Origin of the sequence: Burkholderia sp. Bp8986, from assembly GCF_003854225.1 — a bacterium.
Lineage (GTDB): Bacteria > Pseudomonadota > Gammaproteobacteria > Burkholderiales > Burkholderiaceae > Burkholderia.
This window is the reverse complement of the sequence record NZ_QTQM01000014.1, coordinates 36,371-61,929: the sequence shown is the minus strand read 5'-3', so window position 1 is coordinate 61,929 and position 25,559 is coordinate 36,371. Positions and strand designations below refer to the sequence as shown.

General features: G+C 68.9%; 27 protein-coding genes and 1 pseudogene. 11 read left to right on the top strand and 17 right to left on the bottom strand.

From position 1 onward, the window contains the following. Positions 1–15: 15 nt before the first annotated feature. On the bottom strand, positions 16–345 hold the full coding sequence (locus DID99_RS15250; RefSeq protein WP_044845371.1) for an addiction module antidote protein: 330 nt from the start codon (positions 343–345) through the stop codon (positions 16–18). Beyond that, positions 342–674 carry a type II toxin-antitoxin system RelE/ParE family toxin gene (locus DID99_RS15245; protein ID WP_044845370.1) on the bottom strand — a complete coding sequence of 111 codons (333 nt, stop codon included), beginning with the start codon at positions 672–674 and terminating at the stop codon, positions 342–344. The genes DID99_RS15250 and DID99_RS15245 overlap by 4 nt, the downstream gene beginning before the upstream one ends. A 286-nt stretch (positions 675–960) precedes the next feature. On the opposite strand from DID99_RS15245, the pseudogene DID99_RS37855 reads away from it, so the two are divergent. After that, positions 961–1,179 (top strand): annotated as a pseudogene (locus tag DID99_RS37855) (AraC family transcriptional regulator); the annotation flags it as partial. Between the two features lie 34 nt (positions 1,180–1,213). Further along, on the top strand, positions 1,214–1,723 hold the full coding sequence (locus DID99_RS15235; RefSeq protein ID WP_044845369.1) for a GNAT family N-acetyltransferase: 510 nt from the start codon (positions 1,214–1,216) through the stop codon (positions 1,721–1,723). Between the two features lie 8 nt (positions 1,724–1,731). Here DID99_RS15235 and DID99_RS15230 read toward each other — a convergent pair whose 3' ends face one another. Together DID99_RS15230 and DID99_RS37850 are read right to left on the bottom strand one after the other, a co-directional pair. Beyond that, positions 1,732–2,685 carry a leucyl aminopeptidase gene (locus DID99_RS15230; RefSeq protein WP_124667057.1) on the bottom strand — a complete coding sequence of 318 codons (954 nt, stop codon included), beginning with the start codon at positions 2,683–2,685 and terminating at the stop codon, positions 1,732–1,734. A 58-nt stretch (positions 2,686–2,743) separates the two neighbouring features. Then, the gene (locus DID99_RS37850) at positions 2,744–2,866 is read right to left on the bottom strand and encodes a hypothetical protein (RefSeq protein ID WP_006752127.1); all 123 of its coding nucleotides are present in this window, start codon (positions 2,864–2,866) and stop codon (positions 2,744–2,746) included. Between the two features lie 470 nt (positions 2,867–3,336). Here DID99_RS37850 and DID99_RS15225 point away from each other — a divergent pair, with 470 nt between their 5' ends. Further along, positions 3,337–4,587 (top strand): YbfB/YjiJ family MFS transporter, encoded by a 1,251-nt coding sequence (locus DID99_RS15225; protein ID WP_124667056.1) that lies wholly within the window; start codon positions 3,337–3,339, stop codon positions 4,585–4,587. A gap of 67 nt (positions 4,588–4,654) precedes the next feature. Here the strand turns inward: DID99_RS15225 and hpaC are convergent, their stop codons facing one another. Then, positions 4,655–5,200 carry a 4-hydroxyphenylacetate 3-monooxygenase, reductase component gene (hpaC, locus tag DID99_RS15220; RefSeq protein WP_044845366.1) on the bottom strand — a complete coding sequence of 182 codons (546 nt, stop codon included), beginning with the start codon at positions 5,198–5,200 and terminating at the stop codon, positions 4,655–4,657. A gap of 332 nt (positions 5,201–5,532) precedes the next feature. On the opposite strand from hpaC, the gene DID99_RS15215 reads away from it, so the two are divergent. Beyond that, a complete protein-coding gene (locus DID99_RS15215) occupies positions 5,533–6,165 on the top strand; it encodes a response regulator transcription factor (protein WP_044845365.1) in 633 nt (210 codons plus the stop codon). Positions 6,166–6,307: 142 nt separating this feature from the next. Here the strand turns inward: DID99_RS15215 and DID99_RS15210 are convergent, their stop codons facing one another. From DID99_RS15210 to DID99_RS15190, 5 genes are all read right to left on the bottom strand, one after another. Continuing rightward, positions 6,308–7,051, bottom strand: coding sequence for an SDR family NAD(P)-dependent oxidoreductase (locus DID99_RS15210; RefSeq protein ID WP_124667055.1), 744 nt, complete (start codon positions 7,049–7,051; stop codon positions 6,308–6,310). Positions 7,052–7,107: 56 nt separating this feature from the next. Next, positions 7,108–8,232 (bottom strand): amidase, encoded by a 1,125-nt coding sequence (locus tag DID99_RS15205; protein ID WP_124667054.1) that lies wholly within the window; start codon positions 8,230–8,232, stop codon positions 7,108–7,110. 31 nt (positions 8,233–8,263) lie between these two features. Next, positions 8,264–8,734: a nuclear transport factor 2 family protein gene (locus DID99_RS15200; protein ID WP_260444583.1), complete on the bottom strand. Its 471-nt coding sequence runs from the start codon at positions 8,732–8,734 to the stop codon at positions 8,264–8,266. Positions 8,735–8,850: 116 nt separating this feature from the next. Further along, on the bottom strand, positions 8,851–9,228 hold the full coding sequence (locus DID99_RS15195; protein WP_011356094.1) for a hypothetical protein: 378 nt from the start codon (positions 9,226–9,228) through the stop codon (positions 8,851–8,853). A 53-nt stretch (positions 9,229–9,281) separates the two neighbouring features. After that, positions 9,282–10,475, bottom strand: a complete 1,194-nt coding sequence (locus DID99_RS15190) for an acyl-CoA dehydrogenase family protein (protein WP_124667052.1) — start codon at positions 10,473–10,475, stop codon at positions 9,282–9,284. Positions 10,476–10,602: 127 nt separating this feature from the next. Between DID99_RS15190 and DID99_RS15185 the strand changes: the two genes are divergently transcribed. Beyond that, complete coding sequence (locus DID99_RS15185; RefSeq protein WP_124667051.1) at positions 10,603–12,159, top strand: ATP-binding protein; 1,557 nt, start codon at positions 10,603–10,605, stop codon at positions 12,157–12,159. An 80-nt stretch (positions 12,160–12,239) separates the two neighbouring features. Here the strand turns inward: DID99_RS15185 and DID99_RS15180 are convergent, their stop codons facing one another. The 3 genes from DID99_RS15180 to DID99_RS15170 all read right to left on the bottom strand — a co-directional run bounded on the left by DID99_RS15180 (position 12,240) and on the right by DID99_RS15170 (position 14,728). Continuing rightward, positions 12,240–12,626, bottom strand: coding sequence for a 2-hydroxymuconate tautomerase family protein (locus DID99_RS15180; protein WP_044845361.1), 387 nt, complete (start codon positions 12,624–12,626; stop codon positions 12,240–12,242). A 318-nt stretch (positions 12,627–12,944) separates the two neighbouring features. Further along, positions 12,945–13,445 (bottom strand): aromatic-ring-hydroxylating dioxygenase subunit beta, encoded by a 501-nt coding sequence (locus tag DID99_RS15175; protein ID WP_124667050.1) that lies wholly within the window; start codon positions 13,443–13,445, stop codon positions 12,945–12,947. After that, positions 13,445–14,728, bottom strand: a complete 1,284-nt coding sequence (locus tag DID99_RS15170) for a Rieske 2Fe-2S domain-containing protein (RefSeq protein ID WP_124667049.1) — start codon at positions 14,726–14,728, stop codon at positions 13,445–13,447. Before DID99_RS15170 ends, DID99_RS15175 begins: the two co-directional genes overlap by 1 nt. 139 nt (positions 14,729–14,867) lie before the next feature. Between DID99_RS15170 and DID99_RS15165 the strand changes: the two genes are divergently transcribed. The 3 genes from DID99_RS15165 to DID99_RS15155 all read left to right on the top strand — a co-directional run bounded on the left by DID99_RS15165 (position 14,868) and on the right by DID99_RS15155 (position 16,918). After that, the gene (locus tag DID99_RS15165; protein ID WP_124487664.1) at positions 14,868–15,788 is read left to right on the top strand and encodes a LysR family transcriptional regulator; all 921 of its coding nucleotides are present in this window, start codon (positions 14,868–14,870) and stop codon (positions 15,786–15,788) included. Between the two features lie 545 nt (positions 15,789–16,333). Further along, complete coding sequence (locus tag DID99_RS37270) at positions 16,334–16,672, top strand: hypothetical protein (RefSeq protein ID WP_185733775.1); 339 nt, start codon at positions 16,334–16,336, stop codon at positions 16,670–16,672. Between the two features lie 9 nt (positions 16,673–16,681). After that, positions 16,682–16,918: a hypothetical protein gene (locus DID99_RS15155; protein ID WP_124487663.1), complete on the top strand. Its 237-nt coding sequence runs from the start codon at positions 16,682–16,684 to the stop codon at positions 16,916–16,918. Between the two features lie 58 nt (positions 16,919–16,976). Here the strand turns inward: DID99_RS15155 and DID99_RS15150 are convergent, their stop codons facing one another. Next, positions 16,977–17,957, bottom strand: a complete 981-nt coding sequence (locus DID99_RS15150; RefSeq protein WP_124667048.1) for a PDR/VanB family oxidoreductase — start codon at positions 17,955–17,957, stop codon at positions 16,977–16,979. Positions 17,958–18,245: 288 nt separating this feature from the next. Beyond that, entirely contained in the window at positions 18,246–19,649 is a 1,404-nt protein-coding gene (locus tag DID99_RS15145; protein ID WP_124667047.1) for an MFS transporter, read from the bottom strand. Between the two features lie 410 nt (positions 19,650–20,059). Here DID99_RS15145 and DID99_RS15140 point away from each other — a divergent pair, with 410 nt between their 5' ends. Then, positions 20,060–21,190 carry a porin gene (locus tag DID99_RS15140; protein ID WP_124667046.1) on the top strand — a complete coding sequence of 377 codons (1,131 nt, stop codon included), beginning with the start codon at positions 20,060–20,062 and terminating at the stop codon, positions 21,188–21,190. Positions 21,191–21,222: 32 nt separating this feature from the next. On the opposite strand, the gene DID99_RS15135 is transcribed toward DID99_RS15140, so the two are convergent. Beyond that, positions 21,223–22,254: a LysR family transcriptional regulator gene (locus DID99_RS15135; protein WP_044845355.1), complete on the bottom strand. Its 1,032-nt coding sequence runs from the start codon at positions 22,252–22,254 to the stop codon at positions 21,223–21,225. After that, a complete protein-coding gene (locus tag DID99_RS15130; RefSeq protein ID WP_124667045.1) occupies positions 22,251–23,225 on the bottom strand; it encodes an AraC family transcriptional regulator in 975 nt (324 codons plus the stop codon). The genes DID99_RS15135 and DID99_RS15130 overlap by 4 nt, the downstream gene beginning before the upstream one ends. A gap of 149 nt (positions 23,226–23,374) precedes the next feature. Between DID99_RS15130 and DID99_RS15125 the strand changes: the two genes are divergently transcribed. Both DID99_RS15125 and DID99_RS15120 read left to right on the top strand, forming a co-directional pair. Next, entirely contained in the window at positions 23,375–24,481 is a 1,107-nt protein-coding gene (locus tag DID99_RS15125) for an NAD/NADP-dependent octopine/nopaline dehydrogenase family protein (RefSeq protein WP_124667044.1), read from the top strand. Beyond that, positions 24,478–25,488: a 3-hydroxybutyryl-CoA dehydrogenase gene (locus DID99_RS15120; protein WP_124667043.1), complete on the top strand. Its 1,011-nt coding sequence runs from the start codon at positions 24,478–24,480 to the stop codon at positions 25,486–25,488. The genes DID99_RS15125 and DID99_RS15120 overlap by 4 nt, the downstream gene beginning before the upstream one ends. Positions 25,489–25,559 lie beyond the last annotated feature (71 nt).

The following is a 25,559-nucleotide window of genomic DNA, read 5'->3' as shown; positions in this document are numbered from 1 at the left end:
AGCGCGTGCGCCGCGTTATGCGTGCGACGGTTGCGCGGGGACGACGGACAGGCGCAGGCCGACCGTCTTGAGCACCGCGAGCAGGGTTTTCAGCGTCGGGTTGCCGTTGGGCGACAGCGTGCGATACAGCGATTCGCGGCTGATGCCGGCGTCGGCCGCGACCGCGCCGAGCCCGCCATACGCTTCCGCGACCGTGCGCAGCGCGAGCAGCGCGGCCGCGCGGTTGTCGGGGTCGTCGAGCGATTCCATCGCGACGCGCAAATAGGCCACCGCGAGCTCGCGGTCGGCACCGAGTTCGGCGACTTCCGCGTCGTGGTGCGATACCGCGCCTTTGAGCTTGTTCATGCTTGCCTCCGTTTCCAGTCCAGCCAGTGTTCCTTCGCATGCCTGATGTCGTCGGACTGGCTGTGCTTGTCGCCGCCGTACAACAGCAGCACCAGCGCACTGCCGTACCGGCCGAAGTACACGCGATAGCCGGCACCGACGTGGATGCGCAGTTCGATCACACCTTCACCGACGGGCTCGCAATCGCCGAAATTTCCGGTCTGCACGCGACGCAGCCGCTCGCGAATCCGCGCCTGGGCGACCTTGTCGCGCACGGCGTTCAACCATTCGGTGAAAGGCTCGCGACCGTCGGCGCGCTGATAGCGAAGCAGTTCGAACTTGGAGAGCATTGTAGCTTATAAGTTACATGAGGGGCATGGATATCGGCGTGATTGCGTTGTGGGCCCGATGAGGCGGATGACGTGAAACGCACGCGGGCCGACTGCCGAATCGAGACGAAGCACGACGCGAAGGCGCTGCGCGGGAATGCCTGCAGTGCCTTCGTGGCTCGGGGTGTCGGGCGGCGAGACCGGTTGCCCGAATGAAAATCATTCTTTCATTCGGGGCGTCGGATGACGATTCGGCCGAACGGCTGATCTCGTCGGCGCGTACGGGAAACGCGCCGTGCGGGGGAGGGACTGCGCGTTTCCCGACCGGCCGCTGCCGCACGCGAACCCGCTGACCGTTTCGATGTGCGAGCAGATGTGCAGCCAGTTGGTCGACGCGCGGCGCGCGCGGGTCGGCACGTCGGAGAGGGTCCGGTAATATCTGACGGCGACGCCCGGCAACGTGCCGTTCTCGCGCGAGGACATGGCGCGGCTGATCAGCTCACCCAGACGCAGGGTCGCGCCACGCGCGCATTCCCCAACCCCTTCACGAGAGTACCCGCATGATCACGCTTCGCCCGATGACCGAAGACGACTTCCCCCGCTTCTGGCCCACGTATCACGCGATCGTCGCCGCGCAGGAGACCTACGCATTCGATCCGGCGCCCACGCGTGAAGCCGCCCGCGCGCTGTGGCTCGATGCGCCGCTTTGCACGTGGGTTGCCGAAGAGGATGGCGTGCTGCTCGGCTCGTACTTCCTGAAGGCGAACGCGGCCGGCCCCGGCAATCACGTGTGCAACTGCGGTTACATGGTCAGCGAGGCCGCGCGCGGCAAGGGCGTCGCGCGCCTGATGTGCGAGCACTCGCAGCAGGTGGCGCGCGAACGCGGCTTCCTCGCGATGCAGTTCAATTCGGTGGTCGCGACGAACGAGGTGGCGGTCGCGCTGTGGCAGAAGCTCGGCTTCGAGATCGTCGGCCGCCTGCCGCGCGCGTATCGTCACGCGCGGCTCGGCTTCGTCGACTGCTTCGTGATGTTCAAGTGGCTCGGCGACGCGGCGGCCGCCGACGCCTGATGCCAAGGTCAGACGGCGAACGCGCCGTCGAACACGATCCGCTCGTCGAACGCGAGCGTGCCGCGCGCGAAGATCAGGTCGAGGTGGTGGCTGCCGTTCGCGCCGCCGCCGAGGCCGAGATGCAGGCCCGGATGGCGTTCCTCGAAGCCGGCGTTGCGGCCGTATAGCCCGCGGATGCCCAGGTTCGTGCCGATGCCGAATTCCTCGATGCGCCGATGATTGTCGTGCCGGTCGAGGTACGACGCGAAGTCGCGCCGGAAGCCCGCGTCGTCGCTGTCGAAATCGACGATCAGGCTGTCTTCGACATGCAGCGTCGCGAGCCGCTCCGTCACGCGGTACTTGATCGCGAACGGCACGGTGCCGAGGAACGTGCCGCTGAACACGATCGAGCCGTGCAGGTCGGTGACGTGCGTCGCGATCTCACCGGGCACGACGTCGAGATTGCCCATCCCGTCCACGCTCGTCCATTTCTGGCCCGGCGCAAGCGAGCCGGTCAGCGTGTTGCCGGCTTCGTCGATGAAATGGATCTGCGATGCGCGCGCGGCCGCTTCGATCAGCCGGCCGTTGCGCGCGGCGATGTCGTCGAGAGATTCGGCGAACGCCTCGTCGAGATGCGGGCCGTAATCCTTGAACAGCACCGACTTGCTCCAGTGCCTGACGATCGCGGGACGGATCGCGGCCAGGAACGGCGGGCCGCTCGGCGACGGCGTCGGCAGGCACGACGAGTCGTACAGCAGCACGAACAGGTCCGCATGCGTGAGCGCGGCGGCGATGTCGGCGGGCGGGGTGGTGTCGAGGCAGAGGATCGTCGCGTCGAGCGAGTCGGGCAGGGCGGAAAACGCACGCAACGCGGTGTCGCGGTTGCGGCTGTCGTAGCCGACCAGCAGTTTGCCCGTCTCGCCGCGTGCGAGCTTGTCGCGCAGCGCCGGGTGATACCCCAGCGCACGGTGCAGGTTCAGCATGCGTGTCTCCGGAGGCGGCGGAAGGGCCGCGGCCCTTCCGCGGGAACGGGCTGGCCGCTCAGACCGGCCAGAGCGCGGTGCCGAACGGCACCACGGCATCCTCGACCATCATGTCGACGGCCTCGGGGTGCGTGTCTTCCTGCATCCAGTCAAGCAATTCGATCTGCCGGGTTTCCTGCATGTCAATTCTCCTGTGGTGAACATGAGCGATTCAACATGAAAGCGCGGTAACGGGATTACCGCGGCTCATCCGATGTTTTTTGAATACCGGACGAGTGGCGTCGATATTAGTCTGATGATTTGGCGAATGCAATGCGCGGCGAGGTTTTTAGCCGCGGCGTGCTAAACATGCGGGTTCGTTGCATTTCGCGCGGTGAAGGCGTATGAATCCAATCGCAAAACCCGAGGATTTTTTCGAATATCGGGGCCGCAATCGATTGATTGATTCATTCAAGCGATTTTTTGAATCGCGAGTTCAATCGCGTCGATCGTTTCGATTTCCGCCATTCACGAACAATGCGCGCGGTTATCGTGGACGCGAACCGGCTCCAGCGGTTTTCTGGCACCATCTGACGACCTCGCGCGCGGGCCGCAGCCGCGCGCCTGCCGCCGTCCCGGCGGCACGATGCGAACCACGATGGAGACACCGCGATGCGCGCAGCGCCGCAACCGGAGCACGCCGGGCCAGCACGACAGGGCGCCGGCGCCACCGAACCCGACCGCATGACCGCGTGGCGGCTCGCGATCTGCCTGTCGCTCGGCAGCGCGATCGCGCTCGGTCTCGCGCGCTTCTCGTACGCACTGCTGCTGCCGCCGATGAAGGCCGATCTCGGCTGGACCTTCGCGCAGGCAGGCGCCTTGAACACGGCCAACGCGGCCGGCTACCTGATCGGTGCGCTCGTCTTTCCGTTGCTGTCCCGCCGCTGGCGCACCGGCACGCTGCTGGCGGCCGGCTGCGCGCTGACCGCGGTGCTGATGGCCGCATGCGGGCTCACGTCCGGCATGAACGCGCTGCTCGTCGAGCGGCTCGCGACCGGCGTCGGCAGCGCGCTGATCTTCATCAGCGGCGGCGTGCTGGCCGCGCGGCTCGCGTCCGCAGCGCCGCGCGACGCGGGGCTGCTGCTCGGGCTCTATTACGGCGGCACCGGGTGGGGCATCGTCGCGTCGTCGCTGCTCGTGCCCGCCACGCTCGTGCAGCGCGCGCACGGCTGGCAACCGGCATGGTTCGCGCTCGCGTTCGCATGCGTGCTGTTCTCGGCGATCGCCGTGTCGGCGGCGCGTCGCATCGAGCATGCGCACGCGGCACCGGCCGCGCGGCGTGACGGTGCCGCGCCGGCGGCGACCGCGAGCCCTGCGCGCTTCGCACTCGCGCTCGCCGGCTACGGCCTGTTCGGCGTCGGCTACATCGGCTACATGACGTTCATCGTCGCGCTGCTGCGCGGCGCGGGAATGAGCGGGACGGTCGTGTCCGCGTTCTACGTGATGCTCGGCGTCGCGACCGTCGTGTCGGCGCGGCTGTGGTCGGGGCTGCTCGACCGGATGCGTGGCGGCCAGGCGCTGGCCGTGCTCAACGCATTGCTCGGCGTGGCGACGCTGATGCCGGCGCTGTTCGTGCATCCGGCGGCCGCGTTCGCGTCGGGCGTGCTGTTCGGCGCGACGTTCCTGTCGGCGGTCGCGTCGACGACCGCGTTCGTGCGCCACAACCTGCCGCCGGAAGGCTGGGCGAAGGGCATCAGCGCGTTCACGACGATCTTCGCGTTCGGGCAGATCGCCGGGCCGGTCGCGATCGGCTGGGTGTCCGACAGCGCGGGGCTTGCGCGCGGGCTCGTCTATTCGGCGCTGACGCTGTTCGCGGGCGCGGCCCTCGCGGCCGGACAGCGTGCATTAAGGGCGTCGGCGTAGCTGATCGGGCCTGCAGCGACCGGCGAGCGCGACAACGTGAGCGCGACCGTTACCGTTACCGTTCCCGTCACCGCACGCAGGCCGTGCGCGACACGCGATGAAACGCGCGGCTGAAGTAGATGAGGCTGTCGCCGTCGTTGCGCACGCGAATCGACGTCGCCTCGATGAACATCACCGAATGCGAGCCGACTTCCTTCATCTCGGCGATCCTGCCCTGCAGGCTCGCGAGCGCATCGCGCAGCACGGGGACGTCCTGCTCGCCGCGATCCCACACCGGCAATTCGAAGCGGCGTTCCATCGGCAGCTCGGTCATTCCCGCGAAATGGCGCGCGAGCAGTTCGTGCTCGGCCGGCAGCACGTTGATGCACACGTGACGATTGCGCTCGAAGATCGCATGCATCGCGCTCGACCGGTTCAGGCACACGAGCAGCGTCGGCGGCGCGTCGGTGACGGAGCAGACGGCGCTCGCGGTGATGCCGCAGCGGCCGTGCGGCCCCGCGGTGGTGATCACGTTGACGGCCGCGCCGAGGTGGGCCATTGCCTGCCGGAATGCCTGTTGCGCGTCGGTGGGGGCGGCGCGTGCCGGTTGCGGGGTATCGGTCGTTGCGGACATGGGCGCTCCTGGGTGAATGAGGGCGGCGATCGTGCGCGTTGTCGATGCGGCAGCGGATCGTCGACGATGAACCAAGCGTACGTCGCGAAAAAGCCGGCGAACATTCGCACGATTGACGATGAAGATGGCGTTCCCGCCAGCGCATCTAAAGGTTCTACCTAGATGCGCGATACGACGCGCGAAAAAAAGTGCGATCGGGCGTTCGAGCGGTACGTAAGGGGTATTCAGCGCATTTTCGGCTCGTTATGATGTGCCGCACACCCCCGACGAACGACGCTTGCCTCACCCGCGGCGCGTGCGATACCGATACCGATATCTTGCGAGACAACCCGATGACGTCACCCGCTCCGATCGTATACATCGTCGACGACGACAGCGGCATGCGGACCTCGCTCGCGTGGTTGCTCGAATCGGTCGGCATCGCGTCCGAGGGATTCGCGAATGCCGCCGATTTTCTCGCGCGCTTCGACGTGAACCTGCCCGCGTGCCTGGTGCTCGACGTGCGAATGCCGGAGAAAAGCGGATTCGACGTGCAGGCGGAACTGAACGCGCGCGGCGCGACGCTGCCGGTGATCTTCGTCAGCGGACACGGCGACATTCCGATGTCGGTGCGCGCGCTGCAGAACGGCGCGATCGACTTCGTCGAGAAGCCGTACAACTCGCAGCAGATGCTCGAGCGCGTGCAACGCGCGCTGCGGCTCGCGCAGCAGCGGCACGCGGTCGGCCAGCGTCACCGCGAGCTGCGCCAGCGGCTCGATGCGCTGACCGCGCGCGAGAAGGAGGTGCTGCGCGGTGTCGTCGACGGCAAGGGCAGCAAGCAGATCGCGTCGGACCTGTCGATCAGCGTGAAGACCGTCGACGTACATCGCGCGAGCATCAAGGAGAAGCTCGGCGCGACGTCGATCGCCGCGCTGGTGCGCGACGTGATGGTCGTGTGGGGCGACGACGGGGAGTCGTCGCGCTAGCGCAGGGTGGTTCGCACGCGAATCGGACCGTTCGTGTAAGCGTAGTGCCCGCACGCACCGAGCACGCCGCACACACCGCGCGCGGTACCGGTCAGCACCGGCCGGCATCAGCCTGCACCGCACGCTCGACGCATGCCGCCGCTCAACGCATGTACAACCCGCCGTTGATGTCCCAGCACGCGCCGTTCGCGAAATGCGCGTCGCCCGACGCGAGCAGCACGGCCGCATCGGCGACGAAGCCGGCCGACCCGAGCTTGCCGCCCGGCAGGCTCGCGAGCACCTGCCGCAGCTTGTCCGGCGCGACGCTCTCGTACACGATCGGCAGGTCGAGCGGCCCCGGCGAGATCGCGTTGACGGTCACGCCCTGCGCGGCGAGGTCGCGCGCGAACACCTTGGTCAGCGTCAGCGTGCCGCCTTTCGCGGCCGCGTAGTGCGCGCCCGTCGCCGAGCCGCCGTTCTGCCCGGCGAGCGACGCGATGTTGACGATGCGGCCCGCGCCGCGCGTCGCGAAGTACTGGCCGAACACCTGGCAGCCGAACAGCACGCTGCGCAGGTTCACGTCGATCACCTGGTCGAACTGCTCGGCCGTGATCTCCATCGCGGGCACGACCTTCGATGCGCCGGCATTGTTGACGAGCACGTCGATCGCGCCCCAGCGCGCGACGAGCGCATCGCGCGCGGCTTCGAAATCGCGTTTCGACGTGACGTCGAGCGGCAGCGCGACTGCGCGTGCGCCGCTCGCGTCGAGGTCGCGCGCATGCGCGTGAATGGCGTCGACGGCGATGTCGGCCAGCGCGACGCGATAGCCGGCCGCATGAAAGCGTTCGGCGATGACGGTGCCAAGCCCGCGCGCGGCGCCGGTGACGAGGACGACTCGGTCTGACATGGTGCGTGATTCCGTTGGTTCGCGGATCGTGGCCACAGCCGCGCCCGCATCGTGGTTCATGCGGCGAGCGCCGCTTCGAAGTGCGCGGCGACCGCGCACACCTGTTCGTCCGCGCCCTTGCGTCCGACGATCTGCAGCCCGGCCTTCAGCGGCGTTCCCGCGAGCGGCAGCGGCAGGCTGAGCGCCGGATGGCCGCTCAGGTTGAACGGCCGGATCAGCGACGACATCGCAATGACCGATACGCCGTCGCGTGCCTGCCGAAGCGTGATCGGCAGCGCGGGCAAGGTCGGCAGCACCAGCACCTCCGCGCGCTCGAGCGCGGCATCGACCTGCGCCGTGAAGCGTGCGCGCACGGCTTCGGCTTGCGCGAGCGCGGCCGGTGTCGTCGTCGCGGCCGAGCGCAGCCGCGCATCGAGGTCCGCGCCGAGCTTGCCGGTTTCGACGAGATGACCGAATGCACGCGACGTTTCCGCGTTGATGACGGCAAGCCCCGCGGCGAACGCATCCTGCATCGCATCGAGCACGACGTCGTGCGTACGCAGGCCCGACGCGCCAATTGCCGCGTCGAGCGCGGCCGCGATGGCCGGCCCGGCCTCGACGACCACGCGTGCGACCGTGCAGCCGGCAACGGGTGCCGCCGCGCGCGCCCGGTCGAAGCCCGGCGCGATGGCGGCCATCACGGCCGCGAGCGTGCGGATGTCGCGCGCGAACGGCCCGACACAGTCGAGCGTGGTGACGTCCGGCGCGACGCCGCGTCGCGACACGCGGCCGAACGTCGGCTTGAGCCCGGCTACGCCGCAGCAGGCGGCCGGCCCGCGGATCGAGCCGCCGGTATCGGTGCCGAGCGCGGCGTCGACGGCGCCGAGCCCGACGAGCGATGCCGACCCGCTCGACGAGCCGCCCGGGATGCGCGTCGGATCCTGCGGATTGACCGGCGTGCCCGTGTAGTCGTTGATGCCGGTCATGCCGAACGCGAGCTCGTGCATGTTCGCCTTGCCGGCGATCTGCCAGCCGGCGTCGAGCAGCAGGCGGACCACGTCCGCGTGCTGCGCGGCGGGCGCTGCGTCGGCAAGCGCGCGGCTGCCCGCGCGGGTCGGATGGCCGGCGATGTCGATTGTGTCCTTGATCGCGATCGTCGGGCCCGGGCCGCCCAGCGTGAAGGTGTCGATGAAGCCTGTCATGGTCGATGGCGTGCGAGTGCGGTGAAGGGGTTCAGGCGAGCGGCGCGGCGGCGAGCGGCCACGGGCCGTCGAGCACGCGCTCGGTGCGGAAATGGCGGATCAGCCAGGTCGCGCCGTCGGCGGCCGGCGCGAAATCGATGGTCAGCCGCGCGGCGATCAGCTCGGCGGTGCCGTCCGCGTAGCGCGACGCCTGCAGCATGATCCAGCGGCCGCGCGCGCTTGCATGGTCGCCGCCGACGTCGATCGACTCCGACGTCAGGAAGTGCAGGTTCGCCGAGAAATGTGGTTCGGGCGGCAGGTAGCGGCGCAGCATCGCGACGATCGCGTCCGTGCCTTCGAGGCGGCCGAACTTGCGCGCGTACTGCGGGCCGATGCCTTCCCACACCGCGTCGGCCGTGAATAGCGCGGCGAGCGCCGGGCCGTCGCCGGCATCCTCCGGCACGTCGCACAGCGCCATGTAGCGCGTGATCGTCGCGCGCACCGCGCGTTCGGCGTCGAGCATCGCCACGCGCCGCGCGAGCGCGTCGAGCGCTTTGACGGCTTCGCGTGCGTCGGGCGCTTCGCTTGCGTCGGGCGCTTCGAGCGCGCGCGTCGAATCGGGTCCGGTCATCGCGCGCCTCACGCCGCGGGCTTCGCGGCCGGCGGCACGGTCAGCGCACGGCCGACCCGCGCCTCGATCTTGCCGTAGCGCCACAGGTTGTATTCGCCGACGGGCGTCGTGCGATACAGGTTGCATACCGCGACCGTCGTGTCGAAGTCGGCGACGTCGGCCATGATGTAGAACGTCCACGGCGCGCCGTCGGCCTGGCCGACGACGAGGCGATCGTCATCCATCACGCCGAGCACGCGCACGCCGGGCATCGCCTCGACGGCGGCGAGCATCGCGCCGTACGCTTGCCACACTTCGCCGATCTTCTCGCGCGGCAGGTCGAAGAAGTTTTGCGACACGCCGCAGCAGAACAGCACGCGCAGCGGCAGCGGATTCGAATCGGACATGAAAGGTTCTCCTGAACAATGCGTTGTGCCGCATCGAAGCGAATCGACGCGGATTACAGATAGCCGGGAAACGGCGTGACGCCGGTGAACACCGCACCCGCGCCGTCGAAGTTGCCTTCGCCGAGAAACGCGTGCTGCGTGACGACCATCGCGTCGCGCAGCAGGCGCTGCAGCGGATGCGTGCGATAGATCGCGGCCGTGCCGCCGAGGCGGTACGCGCGCTCGACGACGCTCGCGCCTTCGCGGGCGATATGCGTGGCCGCGAGCCGTAGCAGGCTGACCTGCTCGGGCGTGACCGGGTTGCCGGCCAGGATCGACTGCCAGACCGAGTCGGTCGCGTCGTAGAAGAACGCGCGCGCCGAGCGCAGCTGCGCTTCGGCCTTCGCGAGCTCGATGCGGAAATACGCGCGATCGGCGAGGCGCGGGGCGCCGGTGGTCGTCTGGCGGCCACCCGACATCCGGTTCGCGACGTCGAGCGCCGCGCGGGCCAGCCCGAGGTTGACCACGGCGAGCACCTGCGCCGCATACGCGATGGTCGGATAGCGGTACAGCGGCTCGTCGACGGTCGGCTCGCCGCCGCGCACGAAGGTCCACGCGTCGGGCACGAAGCGGTCGTCGACGCGCAGGTCGTGGCTGCCGGTGCCTTGCATGCCGACCACGCTCCAGTTCTCGACGATCTCGACGTCGGCGGCACGGAACACGGCCGTGCGCGGCTTGTTCGGCGCGGCGTCCTGCGCGCCGGGCACCGCGATGCCGACGCCGAGCCAGTCGGCGCCCTTGCAGCCGCTCGCGAATTTCCACGTGCCGTTCACGCGCCAGCCGCCGGGTGCCGCCTGCGCCGGCTGGACCGGGAACAGCCCGCCCGCGAATACCTGGTCGGGGCCGCCCGCGTACAGCTCGGCCTGCGTGGCGAGCGGCAGCGCGGCGAGATAGACATTGGCCGAGCCGAAGCTCGCGACCCACGCGGCGGACCCGTCGGCGGTCGCGATCCGCTCGATCATGTCGAGGAACGCGGTGGGCGCGAGCGCATCGCCGCCGAAGCGGCGCGGCGTGCCCGCGCGATAGATGCCGGCCTCCTTGAACAGCGCGATCACGTCGCGCGGCACGTGCGACAGGCGGTCGAATTCGTCGCGGCGCGCGGCGACGGTCTCGATCACCGCGTCGAGCGGCGACACCCGCGCGGCCGCTTCGCGGACCGCATGCGGCGAGGGGGACGCGGCGTCGATGGCGAGGGCGGCGTTGGGCATGAGTGGCTCCTGGGAATGGGGTTCGAAAGACGATGCAATCAGTCTAGAAACGCCGAAAACACGCAGCAATTGGTGCGTAAGGCCGCGCGACTGGTGTGGCTCCGTGCCGGACTAAAGAAATCTTCAGATGCGGGCCGTGCACGCCGGTGCTATGTTGGACATCCGGCCGCGCGACGCCGCGCGCCTTCAACCGAATCCGCTCATGAGCTTCCCCGACGAAGACGATTTCCACCGGCTGCTCGACGCATTGACGACCTGCGTGCTGCTGCACGACGCGCAGACCAAGGCGATCGTGTGGGCGAACCGCGCCGCGTGCATCGCGCTCGGCTTTTCCGTCGAGGAGCTGCTGCCGCTGAAGGCGCCTGACATGACGCGTCCCGAACCGAAATACCGGCGCGAGATCGGCGTGGGCGCGATGGATCGCGCGATCGCCGAAGGGCGGCCGCAGGTGTACGAGTGGTGCTATCGGTCGCGCACCGGCGTCGACATGCTGTCGGAGGCGATCGCGACGCACGTGCCGCTGCGCGGGCGCGACGTCGTGATGGTGCAGTTCCGCGACATCAGCGCGGAGGAGGCGATCCGTCAGCAGTTGCGCCGCTACGAGGCGCGGCTGCGCGAATTCATGCAGGACCTCGACGAAGGCATCGCGGTCGTGACGCCGAACGGCGGCGCGCAGTTCATCAGCGAGTCGGGGCGCCGCGTGCTCGGGCTCGCGCCCGACGATGCGCTCGGCGGCGTGCTCGACTACTGCACCGCGGCCGATCGCGACCGGCTCGTCGCGCAGCTGCGCGATGCGCCGTCGACGTGCCCGTCCGAACCGCAGCGCTACCGCTTCGTGCGGCGCGACGGTTCGGCGTGCTGGCTGCGCATCACGTGCCGGCAAGTCGAGATCGAAGGTGACCTCGATGGTTTGCTCGTGCATTTCCGCGACGTCAGCGACGAGGTCGCGATCGAGGAGGCGCGCCGCGCCGAAGCGCGCATGCTCGAATACGCGGGCCGCTACAACGCGATGGGCGAGATGGCGACGGTGATCGCGCACGAGCTGAGCCAGCCGCTCGCGGCCGTGCGCAACTTCATCGAAGGTGCGGTGCAGCGGCTGAACACGCGCGGCGCCGTCGACGATGCGATCTGGGGGCTGCGCAGCGCGGACCGGCAGGCCGAGCATGCGGCGCTGATCATCAAGAGCGTGCGCGAGTTCATCGTGAAGCGCGAGCCGGTCGTCGCGCTCGCCGACCTGCGCGAGATCCTCGCCGACGTCGCGTATTTCATCGAGCTGCGTGCGAAGGAAGCGGGCGTGACGGTCGCGATCGTGCAGGCCGACAGGCCGCTGCCGATTCGCTGCGAGCGTGTGCTGATCGGGCAGGTGATCCTGAATCTGGCCTTCAACGCGATCGAGGCGTTCGCCGGCTGCGCGCGCGCGCCGTGCACGCTGACGCTCGGCACCGCCGACGTCGGCGGCCACGCGGAGCTGCGGGCGATCGACAACGGGCCCGGTATCGCCGAAGGGGCGCACGACCGGCTGTTCGACGGTTTCTCGTCGTCGAAGGCCGGCGGCAACGGGATCGGGCTGTCGCTGTGCAAGAGCATCGTCACGCGTCATGGCGGGCGCATCGGCGCGAGCCCGGCCGAAGGCGGCGGGCTCGACTGTCGCGTGACGCTGCCGCTTGTCGGTGCGCAGGCGTAAGCGGTGCGTCGCGGCGCAAGCGTAACGGGCGCCATGCACGTCGCGCGCATCGCGACCGGGCAGCGACGCGCGGCACACGATCAGCGCCCCAGCGCCCGCGCGGTCTGGCCGCCGATCCCGAAGTCGGTGTTCGGGATGTCCTTGATGATCACGCGCGTCGCCTGCAACGGCGCATCGAGCACGTTCGCGCCGGCGTCCGACAGCGCCGCGATCAACGCGCGTTTCTGCTCGTCGGTGCGGCCGGCGATCAGGATCGCGACGATCACCGGCAGCGACGGCGGTGCGCCATCGGCGGCCGTGCGGCCGCCAAGGCCGATGTGCGTGGCGGGCAATTCGGTGAGCAGGACGCGCACCGATTCGAGCGGTGCGCCGATCGCGTCGACGGTCGCGCCGCTGAGCCGCGCGATCAGCTCGGCCTTGCGCGCGTCGTCGTGGCCGGCCGGCAGGAAAACTTCGAGTGTGGGCATGGTCGTCCGGAAAGGTGAAGGTGACCGGCTCACCGTTGCGCTGGCGATGGCGAACCGGTGGCCGCTTGCAGCAGGAAGCCGATCTCGCTGCGCGCATGGGTCGAGCCGATCAGGTGGATGACCGTTTCCGCATTCGAGTGTGGGCTGGGTCGTCCGGAAAGGTGAAGGTGGCCGCCTCACCGTTCCGATCGCGCCGAGTGATTCGGCCGAACCGATCGGACGGACGACCGTTTCCGCATTCGAGTGTGAGCATGAGCGTCCCGAAAGGTGAAGGTGGCCGGTTCACCGTTGCGTTGGCGACAGCGAAGCGGCCGCCGCTTACAGCAGGAAGCCGATCGCGCTGAGCGCTTCGGTCGAGTCGATCAGGCGCACGACCTTCTCCGCGATCCGCATTTCGCCGTCCGCGTCGATGTGCAGCTTGTGCGTGACGTCGGCCGCGAACAGCGTCGCGACGCCGCGCTTGTACGCGACGACGACCTGCGCGGATTTCAGCTCGACCATGCCGGCGCTGCTGCTCTCCAGCGTGAAGCGCGACACGGTGCGCACCGTGCGCGCCGCGTCGGTCGCCGACGCCGAGTAACCGGACAGCATCCGCTGCACGCGCTTCTCGCGCATGTCCTGGTCGTCGAACACGTAGTTGAGCGTCGCCGCGAAGTCGGTGGTGTCGGGATCGATCGGCACCACGTAGTGACCGGCCCGATCCCACAGGTCGAGCCATGCGCGATAGTCGCGGCGGTCGAGCAGCTCGGCTTCGCGCCACACGAATTCGACCGCGCGGGCGAAGGTCTGCTCGGAAAAGAGGGCGTTGCGGTCGTCCATTACTGTTGCTCCATCATCTTGCGCCATTGCTGGTAGGCCTCGCGCATGCCCGTCTCGTCGGTCGCATGCGCGGTCTTTTCGCCGTTCGCGGCGGTCGTCTCGCGGTTCAGCCCGCGGTTCACGAGGATCGGCACGTCCGGCCCCGCATGCGCGCCGCGCTGCACGCGCTCCCATGCTTCCGCGTCATCGGGGCTGCCGAAGCCGAACGGTCCCTGGAAATGCTCGTGAATCCGCAGCCGCTCGCGATTCGCTTCGTCCGGGCCGCCATCCATCGCGAGCGCGACGTGACGGATCTCGGTTTCGTTCGCGGAGATCGGCCGCAGCACGCGGAAGAACGCCATCGACAGCGCGAGGTTCGGAAACAGGTTCAGGTTGAAGCCGACGCCCATCAGCGAGCGCACGATGCGGCGCGCTTCGTCCGGCGTATGGCGCTCGGCGAGCTTCGCCGCGAGCGGCGCGAAGCGTTCGGGCAGCGGCGCGCCGTCGTCCTGGTCGAGATCGATCAGCTCGGGCATCAGCACCGCGAGGCTGTGACCGTTGCCGAGCCCGCGACAGAAGGCGTCCTCGCTCGTCATGAAGCTCGTGATCGCGGCCGCCGTTTCGTCGTCGATCGACTTCATCCACGACTTGTGCACGACGGGGAAGTGATAGAGGTCGGTCGTGTTCTCGAGCTGGATCTTCCAGTTGCCCTTGAACTTGAACTTGTGCTCGCCGTTCGCCTTGATCGGGTAGCCGGCCCCCTGCTTCATGAACAGGTCGATCCACGGCTTCGCGCCGCCGAGGAAATCCTCGAGCGGTTCGATGGCGTCGTTGAAGCTCGCGAAGATCAGCCCCTGGTACACGCCCACGCGCAGCTTCACGAGCGGCAGGTCGCCTTTCTCGCACACGCCTTCGTAGCCGTCGCCGTACGGCAGCGCGCGCAGCGTGCCGTCGAGCGCGTACGACCAGCTGTGATACGGGCACGTGAAGCCCTTCGCGTTGCCCTTGTGCGATTCGCACACGGTCGCGCCGCGGTGGCGGCAGCGGTTCTGCAGCACGTTGATCTCGCCGGTCCTGTCGCGCACGACGATCACCGGCTGGCGGCCGATCGTCGTCGTGACGAAGTCGCCCGGGTTCGGCAGCTCGCTCTCGTGCGCGACCCAGATCCAGGTGCGGTAGAAGATGCGGTCGAGCTCGGCCTCGAACAGCGCTGGGTCGTGATACATCGCGGGCGCGATGCGGTCGGGCTGCGCGAAGCCGTGCAACGCGCGGGTGTCGATCGTCTGGGTGGGAATGTCGCTCATCGTCGTCGTGGGGAAAGAGTCGCGAAATCGGGCCGCGTCACGCGCGGCATCGGGTACCCAGTCTCGTCTTCCGCTACATATCCGTCAAATTGATCTAAAATTGCCGATCAAATAAATGCGGCAAATGATGGAGGTCACGATGACATCGGTCGATCATCTCGATCTGAACCTGTTGCGGGTGTTCCAGGCAATCGTCGAGGAGCGCAGCCTGACCAAGGCCGGCGAGCGGCTCGCGCTGTCGCAGCCGGCCGTCAGCTATTCGCTCGGGAGGCTGCGCACGCTGTTCGACGATCCGCTGTTCGTGCGCACGCGCGCGGGGATGCAACCGACGCCGGTCGCGCTCGAACTCGCGGGGATCGTCGGCAAGGCGCTCGACATGGTGCGCGTCGCGCTGCGCTATGCGGAGCGTTTCGATCCGGCGTCGAGCACGCGCACGTTCCGGCTGTCGCTGTCGGATGCGGGCGAGATGGCGTACCTGCCGGCGATCTGCCAGGCGCTGCGCGAGCGCGCGCCGCGCGTGACGCTCAGCGTGCAGCCGCTGCCGGTGGAGGAGATCGAGGAGGCGCTACGCGCGAGCCGGCTGGACTTCGCGATCGGCAACCTGCCGGAGCTGATGCCGCGCACGCGCCACCAGCTGCTGTTCGAGGAAACCTACGTGTGCATGACGGGGCGCCGGCGCGGGCTGCCGGCCGGTGCGGCGCTGAGCCTCGAGCAGTTCGTGCGCGCCGCGCACGTCAACGTGAAATCGGTCGAGCACAGCCACCATGCGCTCGACGACGCGTTGCGCGCGCAGGGCGTGGGCCGCAACATCGCGCTCGAAGTGCCGCACTTCGTCGCGCTGCCGAGCGTGCTGTCGGTGACCGATCTCTATGCGACGCTGCCGAAGCGGCTCGCGCGGATCCTGAACCGCGACAACGCGTTCCGGCTCTACGAGCTGCCGGTCACGCTGCCGCCCGCGCCGGTCACGATGCACTGGCACGAGCATTTTCACGAGGACGAGGGGATCGCGTGGATGCGCGCGCTGCTCGCCGAGATCGTCGAGCGGTTCGACGACGCGTGACGGTCGGGCTGCGTGAGCGCGTCAGAGATCGAGGAGGACTGCTAAAGTATGGGCTTCGAAGTGCTAGGCCTGACGTTGAGAGAGCAACGTTATGTTCTGCAAAGCCGATACGGAGAACAGGATTCATGGCCTCAGTGACGATTGATCTGGGTGCCGGAAAGCGCGCTACGCTCACGCGTGCGTCACGTTCAAGCGGTACCAGCTTGTCCGCCAGTCAACGCAGCGACGTGTCCGAATTAATGTTGCACTGGCCGAAATACAGTGGTCTGACCACGAACGTGCTGACATACCTTCGCCAACTTGGCCTAGACGCACTCCAAGGCACTCCGCTTGATGCGCTCAAGGCTGCCATCGAAAATGGACGCGTGGCGGTACAGATCGAACGACAAGCGGTTGGTGGTGGGGGTTCGGCTGGAGGTTCTCCCACAACTCCGCCATTCCCAAAAGCCAATAGGTTCGCCAGTGTGCCGAGAATGGCCCCGCTACCGGTAGACAAGCCCTTGCCTGGTTGGGCGACACCCAGCGATGTGTCTGCGGGCGAGCTCATGAGCTATCTGCAGAGTGTTGTCTCGGGCGGTGCAGGTGGTGCGGCCGCGATGGCGGGCGGCGCGGGCTTCGCTGATTCGACTTCGCTCAGTGAGGCATCGCCATTCGATTTTTCGCCAGATGCGTTGGGAGACGCGGTTCAAGTCGCGGGTGTCGACCGAGGCGATATGATGGCCTGCGACATCATCAAGGCTGAGTGCAAAGGCTCAGTGTTGCGCGAGTTCCGAGGGCAATATCTGAATTCGACGCTCAACGAGATTCAAGGTGATGCGAGCGATGGCATCAAAGAGGCGCGTAAGGCGCTCAAGTTGCTCAACGATAACCGTTTCAAGAAATAGGTGCCCGACATGACCCCCAACACACTGTTCGATCTGCTCGATCAGCTCGAATCTGCGAAGATCCACTACACCCTGAGCCGCAACCGACCGGATACGGTGCTGGTTTCGATCACGGTGGTCGGGATGCGGGTAGAGGTTGACGTGTTCCGAGACGGGCACACCGAGGTTTGCATCTTTCGCGGCACGGAGGAACCCACGGACGATGCGAATGAGCTCGAACGTATCATCGAAGCAAATCGGGATTGATTGCTGAGCGCCGCGCGCCCGCATCTTCCGACGCATTGCACCGATGATACGGGGCGCATCACAGATCGAGAACGAGCACCGCCGAGCGCGCCCGCGACACGCAGCAGCAGATCACCGTGTTGCTCGCGCGCTCGGCCTTGCTGAGGCAGTGGTCGCGATGATCCGGCTCGCCGTCGAGCACCGGCACCATGCAGGTGCCGCACACGCCTTCGCCGCATGACGTATCGACCTCGACGCCGATGCGCGCGAGCGCGTCCACGATCGACGTGCCGGGCGCGACGCGCACCGCTTGGCCGCTGCGCCGCAGGCGCACTTCGAAGCCTTCCGCCGGGGCGGCATCGACAGCGGCGTCGGCCGCGACGGGTTCCGCCGCGAAGCGTTCGAGGTGAATCGCGTCTTCCGGAAGCCGCGTGGCCGCCGCCGCGACGACGGCATCCATGAACGGCCCGGGCCCGCACGTATAGACGTGCGCTTTCGCGTCGATCGACTCGACGCAGCGGCCCAGTTCGGCCGCGAGTACGGCGGGCTCGATCCCGTAGTGAAACGTCACATGCGACGCAAACGGTTCGGCCGACAGTTCGTCGACGAAGGCCGCGTGTTCACGGCTGCGCGCGAAGTAGTGCAACCGGTAACGCGCGCCGCGCTGCGCGAGCGCGTACGCCATCGACAGCAGCGGCGTGATGCCGATCCCGGCCGCGACCAGCACATGCTCGCTCGCGTCGTCCGCCAGACGAAACAGGTTGCGCGGCGCGCCGATCGACAGCTCGGCACCGACGCGCACGTCGTCGTGCAGCGAGCGCGAGCCGCCGCGCGACTGCGCTTCCTTCTTCACCGCGAACAGGTAGCTGCCGCGCTCGTCGGGGCGGCCGCACAGCGAGTATTGCCGTGTGACGCCGGACGGCGCGGTGACGTCGATATGGGCACCCGGCTCGTACGCGTCGAACGGCTGGCCGTCGACGCGCGAGACCCGGAAACAGCGGATGTCCTGCGCCGCGTCGATCAGCGCGTCGATCCGGACCTGGTGGCGGTTCGCTTGCATGGGGTGTTCCGTGGGGTAGAAGAAACCGGCGCGGCGGATACCGCGCCGTCATGCAACCGAGAATAAGGACGGGCATCGCATAAATCAAATCGATAAAAAAGCGATGCCGGAATCAGTGAGGTGGATGATAGTCGGCGACCAGCATGACGGCCGCGGCGTCGACGATCGCGCAGGCGGTGCGCCGAACACGCGATCGCTGAACAGCGCGACTTCAGCGTGCGGCCGCGGCGCGGCCACCGTCGACGGCCGCCTCAGCCGAAGCCGAAGCCGACGCTGACCACCGCGACTTCAGCGTGCGGCAACGGCGCTGCCGCCGTCGACAGTCGCATCGGCCGAAGCCGAAGCCGACGCATGGCCGCGTTCGCGCTCGAGGCTGCGTCGATACTGCCGGCAGCCGACGGCCAGCAACATCGCGGCGAGCGTGGCCGCCGCGATGTTCACGATCGACATCGAATGGCCGACCGCCGCCGGCGCGCCGAACACGCGATCGGTGAACAGCGCGACGACGGTCGTGCCGATCCCGAGCGCGATCAGGTTCGACACGAGCAGGAACAGCGCGGAGATCTGCGCGCGCATCTGGTTCGGCGCGAGCGTCTGCATCGCGGCGGTCGACGTCGGCATCGGGAACGACGCGAAGAACATCGCGACGACGAGCATCGCGAGCGATGCCGGCAGGCTGTCGAGCTGCGTGAACAGCGTCGCGGGGATCACCATGCACGCGGCGCCGATCGCACCGGCGCGCATCGGCGCATCAATGCGGCCGCGGCGCAGCAGCCAGTCGTTGAGCCAGCCGCCGCAGAACACGCCGGCGGTATTCGCGACGAGCAGCACGATGCCGAGCGTGTAGCCGGCTTCGACGGCCGTCATCCCGAAGCGGCGGATATAGAACGCGGGCGTCCAGCTCAGCAGGCAGTACAGCGTCATCGCGTAGAACGAGAAGCCGAGATAGTGGCACGCGAAGGTCGCGCGATGCGTGCCGACGAAGCGCAGCGAATCGCGCATCGACACGCGCCGCACGGCGCCCGAGCGGTCCTGCGCGAGCCCCTTGCGCTGCGGGTCGCGCACGGTCGCGGCGAACAGCAGCGCGACGAGGATCCCCGGCAGCCCGACGATCAGGAACGTGACCTGCCACGCATGCACCTGCCCGACGACCGGCAGCGTGAACGCGCTCGCATGCTTGAGCAGCGCGATTACGTAGCCGCCGATCAGGAACGCGACGCCGCCGCCGATGAACGAGCCGAGCGAATACACGGCGATCGCGCGGCCGAGCTTCTCCTTCGGGAAGTAGTCGGCGAGCATCGAATACGCGCCGGGCGACAGCGCGGCCTCGCCGATGCCGACTCCCATCCGCGCGACGAACATCTGCACGAATTGCTGGCTGAGCCCGCACGCGGCGGTCGCGACGCTCCACAGCGCGATGCCGAGCGCGATGATGCGCGGGCGCGCGTAGCGATCGGCGAGATACGCGACGGGCAGGCCCATCACTGCGTAGAACAGCGAGAACGCGAAGCCGTTGAGCAGGCTGAACTGCGTGTCGGTCAGGTGCAGGTCGCGCTTGATCGGTTCGATCATCAGGACGAGCACCTGGCGATCGACGAACGAAAAGACATACGCGAGCATGCAGATGACGACGACATACCATTCGTACGTATAGCGCTTGCCGTCGGCAGCGCGGGCCGTGGGTGCGGACATGCGGATTCTCCAGGAGCGGGCGATGGAAAAGCGCGGCGCGGACCTCGCGGGCCGGGTGCCGTCGCGGTGCGAAAGCGTGCGGGTGACACGATCGGAGACGCAGCGTAGTCGGCCAAATTCGGCCGCCATAGCCGGAGTGACAGCCGCGCCACACGGACATTTACCGACGCGGATAAAGAAAACACCGAGGCCGTGCGCGCGGGCCGCCGCGCGGCGCACGTGCGGCGGCGCGTGCGCGCATCATGCGGCGCGTCTATAAGCGTTATAGAGCGCATTGCGTCGACGTCCGAAATTGTCGTTCCTAGACTCGGCCCGTTTTTGATCGGCAGCGTTCGCATCCGAATGCGAACGCGCTTCATGTCAAACGGCGCGTTGCCGACAAGCGCCGGCATTTCCACGGGACGACCAAGATGAACCATTCGAACGGGCGGGCCGACCGGCTTGCCGTACCGCTTGCCACGCTGGCGGCCGCGCTCCTTGCGTGCGCATCGTTGCCGGCTGTCGCGCAATCGAGCGTGACGCTCTACGGCCGCATCGACACCGCGATCGAATATGCGAACGCCGGGCCGAACCACGTGACGCGCATGGGCAGCGGCAACCTGTGGGCGTCGCAGTGGGGGCTGAAGGGTGTCGAGGATCTCGGCGGCGGCTACGCGACGGTCTTCAAGCTCGAGGACGGCTTCAACGCGGCGAGCGGCGCGCTGTCGAACGGCAGCGCGCTGTTCGGCCGCGAGGCGTGGGTCGGCATCACCGGGCCGTTCGGCGGCGTGCAGTTCGGCGAGCTCTACACGATCGTGCACACGACGCTCGTCACGTACAGCCTGCCCGGGCTCGGCGCGGGCCTCGCATGGGGCAACGCGACGAACAACTTCGTCGGCCCCGCGTTCCTGCGCGTGCGCAACTCGATGCGCTACACGTCGCCGCGTTACGCGGGCTTCATGCTGCGCGCGATGGCCGCGCGCGGCACCAACGGCGCGGCCGGCCAGCCGGCGACGCTCGGCGACACGTACGGCGCGGGCCTCAACTACGTGCGCGGCGGGTTGTCGGTCGACGTCGACTACATGCAGCAGAAGTTCAGCCCGGTGGCGGCATCCGCGCTCGGCGTCACCAGTTCGGCCGCGAACGGCAACTACACGATCGGCGCGATTTCGTACGACTTCAACGTCGTGAAGGTCGCCGCGCTGTACATGCGGCATCGCGGCGGCCCCGACGTCGCGGCCGCGATCGACAGCCAGAGCGCGTATCCGCACAGCGACACGATGGAACTCAGCGCGACGGTGCCGATCGGGCGCGCGTCGCTGCTGCTGAGCATCGGCCACTACCGGAAGGTTGCCGACAGCGACGGTAACGCCGATTCGTACGGCATCCGCTTCGACTATCCGCTGTCGAAGCGCACGGTGCTGTACACGGGGGCCGCGATGGTGCGCAACGGCGCGCACGCGCGCTTCGTCGTCAATGGCGCGGCGGGCGGCGGCGTCGCGGTCGCGAAACCCGGCGCGACCGCCAGCTCGATCGTCGCGGGCATCCTCACGGCGTTCTGATCGCCGAGGTCGGCCTGCGCCCGCCCGCGTCGCTATGCGCAGGCGGGCGGCTGCGGTGCGAGCCATGCGTCGAACGGCGCCTGCCGGCCGATATCGAACAGCTCCAGCAGCAGCGCGCGCAGCCACCGATGGCCCGGGTCCGCGTCGAAGCGCCGGTGCCAGTACGCGTTGACGGCCCATTCGCCGGCGCCCGCGATCTCGTACAGCGTGCACGGCTGGCGCGCCGCGAACGTGAGCGCGACGGTCTCCGGCAGGATCAGCGCGTAATCGCCGTGTTCGAGCAGCGCCGGCACCACCAGGAAGTCGGGCAGCGCCGCCCGCACGCGCGGCATCAGGCCGTGTCGTTCCAGCAGCTGCATCGATTGCGGATGCGCGGTCACCGCGACGAAGCGCAGCGCGTCCGGCGCGTCGCCGTCGAGCACGAAACCGCCGGGCAGCGCGAGGCGCTGCGCGGTGCGGCGCGGCATCAGCAGCACGCAGCGTTCGTGCAGCAGCGCGGTCCGCTGGAAATGGCTCGAGGCATCCGCGAAATGACCGAGCGCGAAGTCGATGCGGCCCGATTCGAGCGCGACGTTGAGCTGGCATTCGTCGACATGCAGCGTCTCGATCACCGCGCCCGGCGCGCGCCGGTCGAATGCCGCGAGCAGCGTCGGCAGGAACGCGCTCGCCGCGAAGTCGCTCATGTGCAGCCGGAACACGCGCTGGGTGCTGTCCGGCGCGAAGCGCGAGCCTTCGTCGAGCACGTCCTGCAGGATCGCGAGCGCCTTGTCGACCGATAGTGCGAGCCGTTGCGCGCGCGGCGTCGGCTCGACGCCGGTGCCGGTGCGCACGAACAGCGCGTCGCGAAACATCAGGCGCAGCCGGCCGAGCGCGTAGCTCACCGACGGCTGCGTGACGCCGAGCCGCAACCCTGCGCGGCCGACGTGCCGTTCTTCGTACACCGCGCGAAACGTCTTCAACAGGTTCAGGTCGAGGTCCTGCACGCGCAGGCCGTCGGGCGCGTCCGCGTCGTGCGCCGCGGGTTCGGGGCGGGCCGGCGGCCGGCCGGTGGCGGAGTGCGTCATGGTGCTTGCCTCGCGGTGACGGAAGGCAGGTGGCCGTAACGCCGCGCATACGCCTTCGCGAAATGGCCGAAGCCGTGAATGCCGTGCGCGATCAGCACGTCCGTCACGCTGCGCGCGTCGCCGCGCTGCAGCGCGGCGTGCACCGCGGCCAGCCGGCGCTCGCGCACGTAGGCGGCCGGCGTGGTGTTCAGGAACGCGCGGAACGCATGCTGGAGCGTGCGCGGCGCGACGCCCGCGACGGCCGCCAGCGCGGCGAGCGCGAGCGGGTCGCCCAGGTGCGCGTCGACGTGGTCGCACGCGCGGCGCACGTGCGCCGGCAGCGGCGGCGTGCCGCGCGCGAGCGCGGCGCTGTACGAATGCGGCAGGTGCGTGAGCAGCAGCGCCATCAGCCACGCGGTGAGATCGGCGCCGAACGTCGTGATCGACGTGCCGATCCCCGGCTGCGCGCCGAGCCGGCACAGGTATTCGAAGGTCGGCAGCACGAGCGCCGCGCCCGCGCCGTTGCCGCCGGCCGCGAGATCGAACTGCAGCGGCCGCGTGAGCGTCGTGTGCAGCATGTCCTGCAGCTTGCGCTCGAGTGCGCCGCGTTCGAGCCGCAGCACCAGGTTGCGGCAATCGGGGCTCGTGCTCAGGCGGCTCGCGAGCGCCGGCGAAGACACCGTCAGCTGGCCCGGCCCGGCGCGTGCGACCACGTCGCCGGCCTGCAGCTCACATGCGCCCGACAGCGTCAGCCGGAACAGGAAATGCCCGGCATCGTCGCCGAACTCGATGCGCGTCTCGCGGCCGTAGCAGAGCTCGAGCAGTGCGCCGTGATGCAGCGGCACCTCGTACAGCTCCGCATGAAACGGATCGCGGCCGTGCGCGGCCATCCGATGCGGCCCGAGCCGGTGCGCGACCGCGCGTTCGACTTCGTCGGGCGCATGCAGCGTGCCGAGCCGGTTCGGCGCATGTCGGGAAAGGGCGATATCCATGCGGTGGCCTCGTGTCGGATGGATGGATGCGACGTCGTGCGCGTCGCCGCGATTGCGTTGCGCGAACGGGCGTGCCGTTGCGCGTTTTGAAGCGACGCGACGTGCGCCGCCACGTAGTCTCGGCAACACTCACTCACCGGGAGACGACGATGAAGGTATGTGTACTGGGCGGCGGCCACGGCTGCCATGCGGCCGCGATCGACCTGTTCGAGAAGGGCCACGACGTGACATGGTGGCGGCGCGACCGCGAACCGCATGCGCGGCTGCGCGAGCTCGGCGCCTTGCAGGTGACCGACTATCGCGGCAGGCGTGCCGTGCCGCTCGGCGACGCACCCGGCGCGATCCGCCTGAGCGACGATCTCGCGGCCGCGCTGCGCGGCGCGCGGCTCGTCGTGGTGCCGCTGCCGGCCGTCTCGCACGATGCGCTCGCCGCGCAGGTCGCGCCCCTGCTCGAGGACGACCAGGTCGTGTTCCTGCCGCCCGGCACGTTCGGCAGCGTCGTGTTCGCGCGTGCGGCGGCCGATGCCGGCAACCGCGCGCGCGTCGCTTTTGCCGAGACCGGCACGCTGCCGTACCTGGTACGCAAGCATGGCGACAACGCGGTCGTGATCAGCGCGTATGCGACGCGCCTGCCGACCGGCGTGTTTCCCGCGAACGCGGCGGCCTGGGCGTTCGACGTGCTGCGCGCGGGCTACCCGTCGGTCGAGCCGGTCGAGGATGCGCTGTCCGGCGCGCTGATGAATGCGGGCCCGGTGATTCATCCGCCGCTGATCCTGATGAACGCCGGGCCGCTCGAACACTTCGACGCGTGGGACATTCACAACGAAGGCACGCAGCCGTCGATCCGCCGCGTGACGAATGCGCTCGATGCCGAACGCATCGCCGTGCGCGAGGCACTCGGCTACCGCGCGCCGCATTTCCCGCTGGCGGACCACTACGCGACCGACGGCGACGAATGGATGTACGGGCGCGGCGCGCACGGCAAGCTGACCGACAGCGGCGACTGGCGCGAGAAGATCGATTTGCGCACGCATCGCTACATGCTCGAGGACACCCGGCTCGGGCTGTCCTTCATCGTGTCGTGCGGGCGCCGGGCCGACGTGCCGACGCCCGTTGCGCAGGGGCTGCTGAGCGTCGCGTCGGCGGTGACCGGCCGCGACCTGTATGCGCAAGGGCGCACGCTGGAGGCGCTCGGCCTCGCCGCGCTGTCGCGCGACGCGATGCGCGCGCTGCTCGATGCGGGGTACGCCGCATGACGCCCGCCGCCGACGTGACGCGCGTGCACGTGCTCGGCGCGGGACGCATGGGGCAGGGGATCGCGCTCGTCTTTGCGTTCGCGGGCCTGGACGTGACGCTGATCGACTTCAAGCCGCGCGACGCGCAAGGCCGGCGCGTATTCGAGGATCGCACGCGCGGCGAGATCGCGCGGCCGCTGCATGCGCAGGTGGCACTCGGCCGGATCGATGGCGACCAGGCCGCGGCCGTCGTCGCCCGCATCGCACTGGTCGCGCGTGAGGGCGCGGCGCCCGCCCTGCGCGACGCCGGCATCGTGTTCGAAGCGCTGCCCGAAGTGCTCGACGCGAAGGCCGATGCGCTGCGCTGGCTCGACGCACATGTCGATGCGCGTGCAACGATCGCGTCGACGACGTCGACGTTCGTCGTCACCGAGTTGCAGCGTCATGTCGCGCACCCCGAACGGATGCTGAATGCGCACTGGCTGAACCCGGCGCTGCTGATGCCGCTCGTCGAGATCAGCCGCAGCGACGCGACCGATCAGCGGGTCGTCGACGCACTGGCCGCGCTGCTCGAACGCGTCGGCAAGAAGCCGGTGATCTGCGGGCCGGCGCCCGGCTACATCGTGCCGCGCATCCAGGCGCTCGCGATGAACGAGGCGGCACGCATGGTGGAAGAGGGCGTCGCGAGCGCCGAGGACATCGACATGGCGATCCGCACCGGCTTCGGCCCGCGCTTCGCGGTGCTCGGGCTGCTCGAGTTCATCGACTGGGGCGGCTGCGACATCCTGTACTACGCGTCGACGTATCTCGCCGGCGAGCTCGGCCCGCGCTTCGCGCCGGCCGACAGCGTCGTGCGCAACATGGCGGCCGGGCGCGACGGCGTGCGTAGCGGCGCCGGGTTCCACGACTATGCGCAGGTCGACGTGCCGGCCTACATGCGGCAGCGGCTCGGCGAATTCGCGCGGCTGCTCGACCACCTGGGACTGGCGCCCGAGTTCGACGGCGCGCGGCGCAGCACCGACGCATAGCGCGGTCGTCGCGGCCGGGTGCGATCGTCGCGCCGCGCACGCGTGCATGCGGTACCGCAAAGCGGTGTGCC

Excerpts from the sequence above, each read along its gene's own strand:
- DID99_RS15165 (WP_124487664.1), top strand. The coding sequence starts at position 14,868 with ATGACATCGGTCGATCATCTCGATCTGAACCTGTTGCGGGTGTTCCAG.
- DID99_RS15200 (WP_260444583.1), bottom strand. The coding sequence starts at position 8,734 with ATGCTCGACGCCGAACGCGCGGTGCGCGCGACGATCACGCGCTACATG.
- hpaC (WP_044845366.1), bottom strand. The coding sequence starts at position 5,200 with ATGTCCGCAACGACCGATACCCCGCAACCGGCACGCGCCGCCCCCACC.
- DID99_RS15140 (WP_124667046.1), top strand. The coding sequence starts at position 20,060 with ATGAACCATTCGAACGGGCGGGCCGACCGGCTTGCCGTACCGCTTGCC.
- DID99_RS15130 (WP_124667045.1), bottom strand. The coding sequence starts at position 23,225 with ATGGATATCGCCCTTTCCCGACATGCGCCGAACCGGCTCGGCACGCTG.
- DID99_RS15235 (WP_044845369.1), top strand. The coding sequence starts at position 1,214 with ATGATCACGCTTCGCCCGATGACCGAAGACGACTTCCCCCGCTTCTGG.
- DID99_RS15155 (WP_124487663.1), top strand. The coding sequence starts at position 16,682 with ATGACCCCCAACACACTGTTCGATCTGCTCGATCAGCTCGAATCTGCG.
- DID99_RS15195 (WP_011356094.1), bottom strand. The coding sequence starts at position 9,228 with ATGTCCGATTCGAATCCGCTGCCGCTGCGCGTGCTGTTCTGCTGCGGC.
- DID99_RS15180 (WP_044845361.1), bottom strand. The coding sequence starts at position 12,626 with ATGCCCACACTCGAAGTTTTCCTGCCGGCCGGCCACGACGACGCGCGC.
- DID99_RS15150 (WP_124667048.1), bottom strand. The coding sequence starts at position 17,957 with ATGCAAGCGAACCGCCACCAGGTCCGGATCGACGCGCTGATCGACGCG.
- DID99_RS15225 (WP_124667056.1), top strand. The coding sequence starts at position 3,337 with ATGCGCGCAGCGCCGCAACCGGAGCACGCCGGGCCAGCACGACAGGGC.
- DID99_RS15170 (WP_124667049.1), bottom strand. The coding sequence starts at position 14,728 with ATGAGCGACATTCCCACCCAGACGATCGACACCCGCGCGTTGCACGGC.
- DID99_RS15175 (WP_124667050.1), bottom strand. The coding sequence starts at position 13,445 with ATGGACGACCGCAACGCCCTCTTTTCCGAGCAGACCTTCGCCCGCGCG.
- DID99_RS37270 (WP_185733775.1), top strand. The coding sequence starts at position 16,334 with ATGAGCTATCTGCAGAGTGTTGTCTCGGGCGGTGCAGGTGGTGCGGCC.
- DID99_RS15120 (WP_124667043.1), top strand. The coding sequence starts at position 24,478 with ATGACGCCCGCCGCCGACGTGACGCGCGTGCACGTGCTCGGCGCGGGA.
- DID99_RS15250 (WP_044845371.1), bottom strand. The coding sequence starts at position 345 with ATGAACAAGCTCAAAGGCGCGGTATCGCACCACGACGCGGAAGTCGCC.
- DID99_RS15245 (WP_044845370.1), bottom strand. The coding sequence starts at position 674 with ATGCTCTCCAAGTTCGAACTGCTTCGCTATCAGCGCGCCGACGGTCGC.
- DID99_RS15205 (WP_124667054.1), bottom strand. The coding sequence starts at position 8,232 with ATGACAGGCTTCATCGACACCTTCACGCTGGGCGGCCCGGGCCCGACG.
- DID99_RS15190 (WP_124667052.1), bottom strand. The coding sequence starts at position 10,475 with ATGCCCAACGCCGCCCTCGCCATCGACGCCGCGTCCCCCTCGCCGCAT.
- DID99_RS15185 (WP_124667051.1), top strand. The coding sequence starts at position 10,603 with ATGCGGGCCGTGCACGCCGGTGCTATGTTGGACATCCGGCCGCGCGAC.
- DID99_RS15135 (WP_044845355.1), bottom strand. The coding sequence starts at position 22,254 with ATGACGCACTCCGCCACCGGCCGGCCGCCGGCCCGCCCCGAACCCGCG.
- DID99_RS15125 (WP_124667044.1), top strand. The coding sequence starts at position 23,375 with ATGAAGGTATGTGTACTGGGCGGCGGCCACGGCTGCCATGCGGCCGCG.
- DID99_RS37850 (WP_006752127.1), bottom strand. The coding sequence starts at position 2,866 with ATGCAGGAAACCCGGCAGATCGAATTGCTTGACTGGATGCAGGAAGAC.
- DID99_RS15215 (WP_044845365.1), top strand. The coding sequence starts at position 5,533 with ATGACGTCACCCGCTCCGATCGTATACATCGTCGACGACGACAGCGGC.
- DID99_RS15230 (WP_124667057.1), bottom strand. The coding sequence starts at position 2,685 with ATGCTGAACCTGCACCGTGCGCTGGGGTATCACCCGGCGCTGCGCGAC.
- DID99_RS15210 (WP_124667055.1), bottom strand. The coding sequence starts at position 7,051 with ATGTCAGACCGAGTCGTCCTCGTCACCGGCGCCGCGCGCGGGCTTGGC.
- DID99_RS15145 (WP_124667047.1), bottom strand. The coding sequence starts at position 19,649 with ATGTCCGCACCCACGGCCCGCGCTGCCGACGGCAAGCGCTATACGTAC.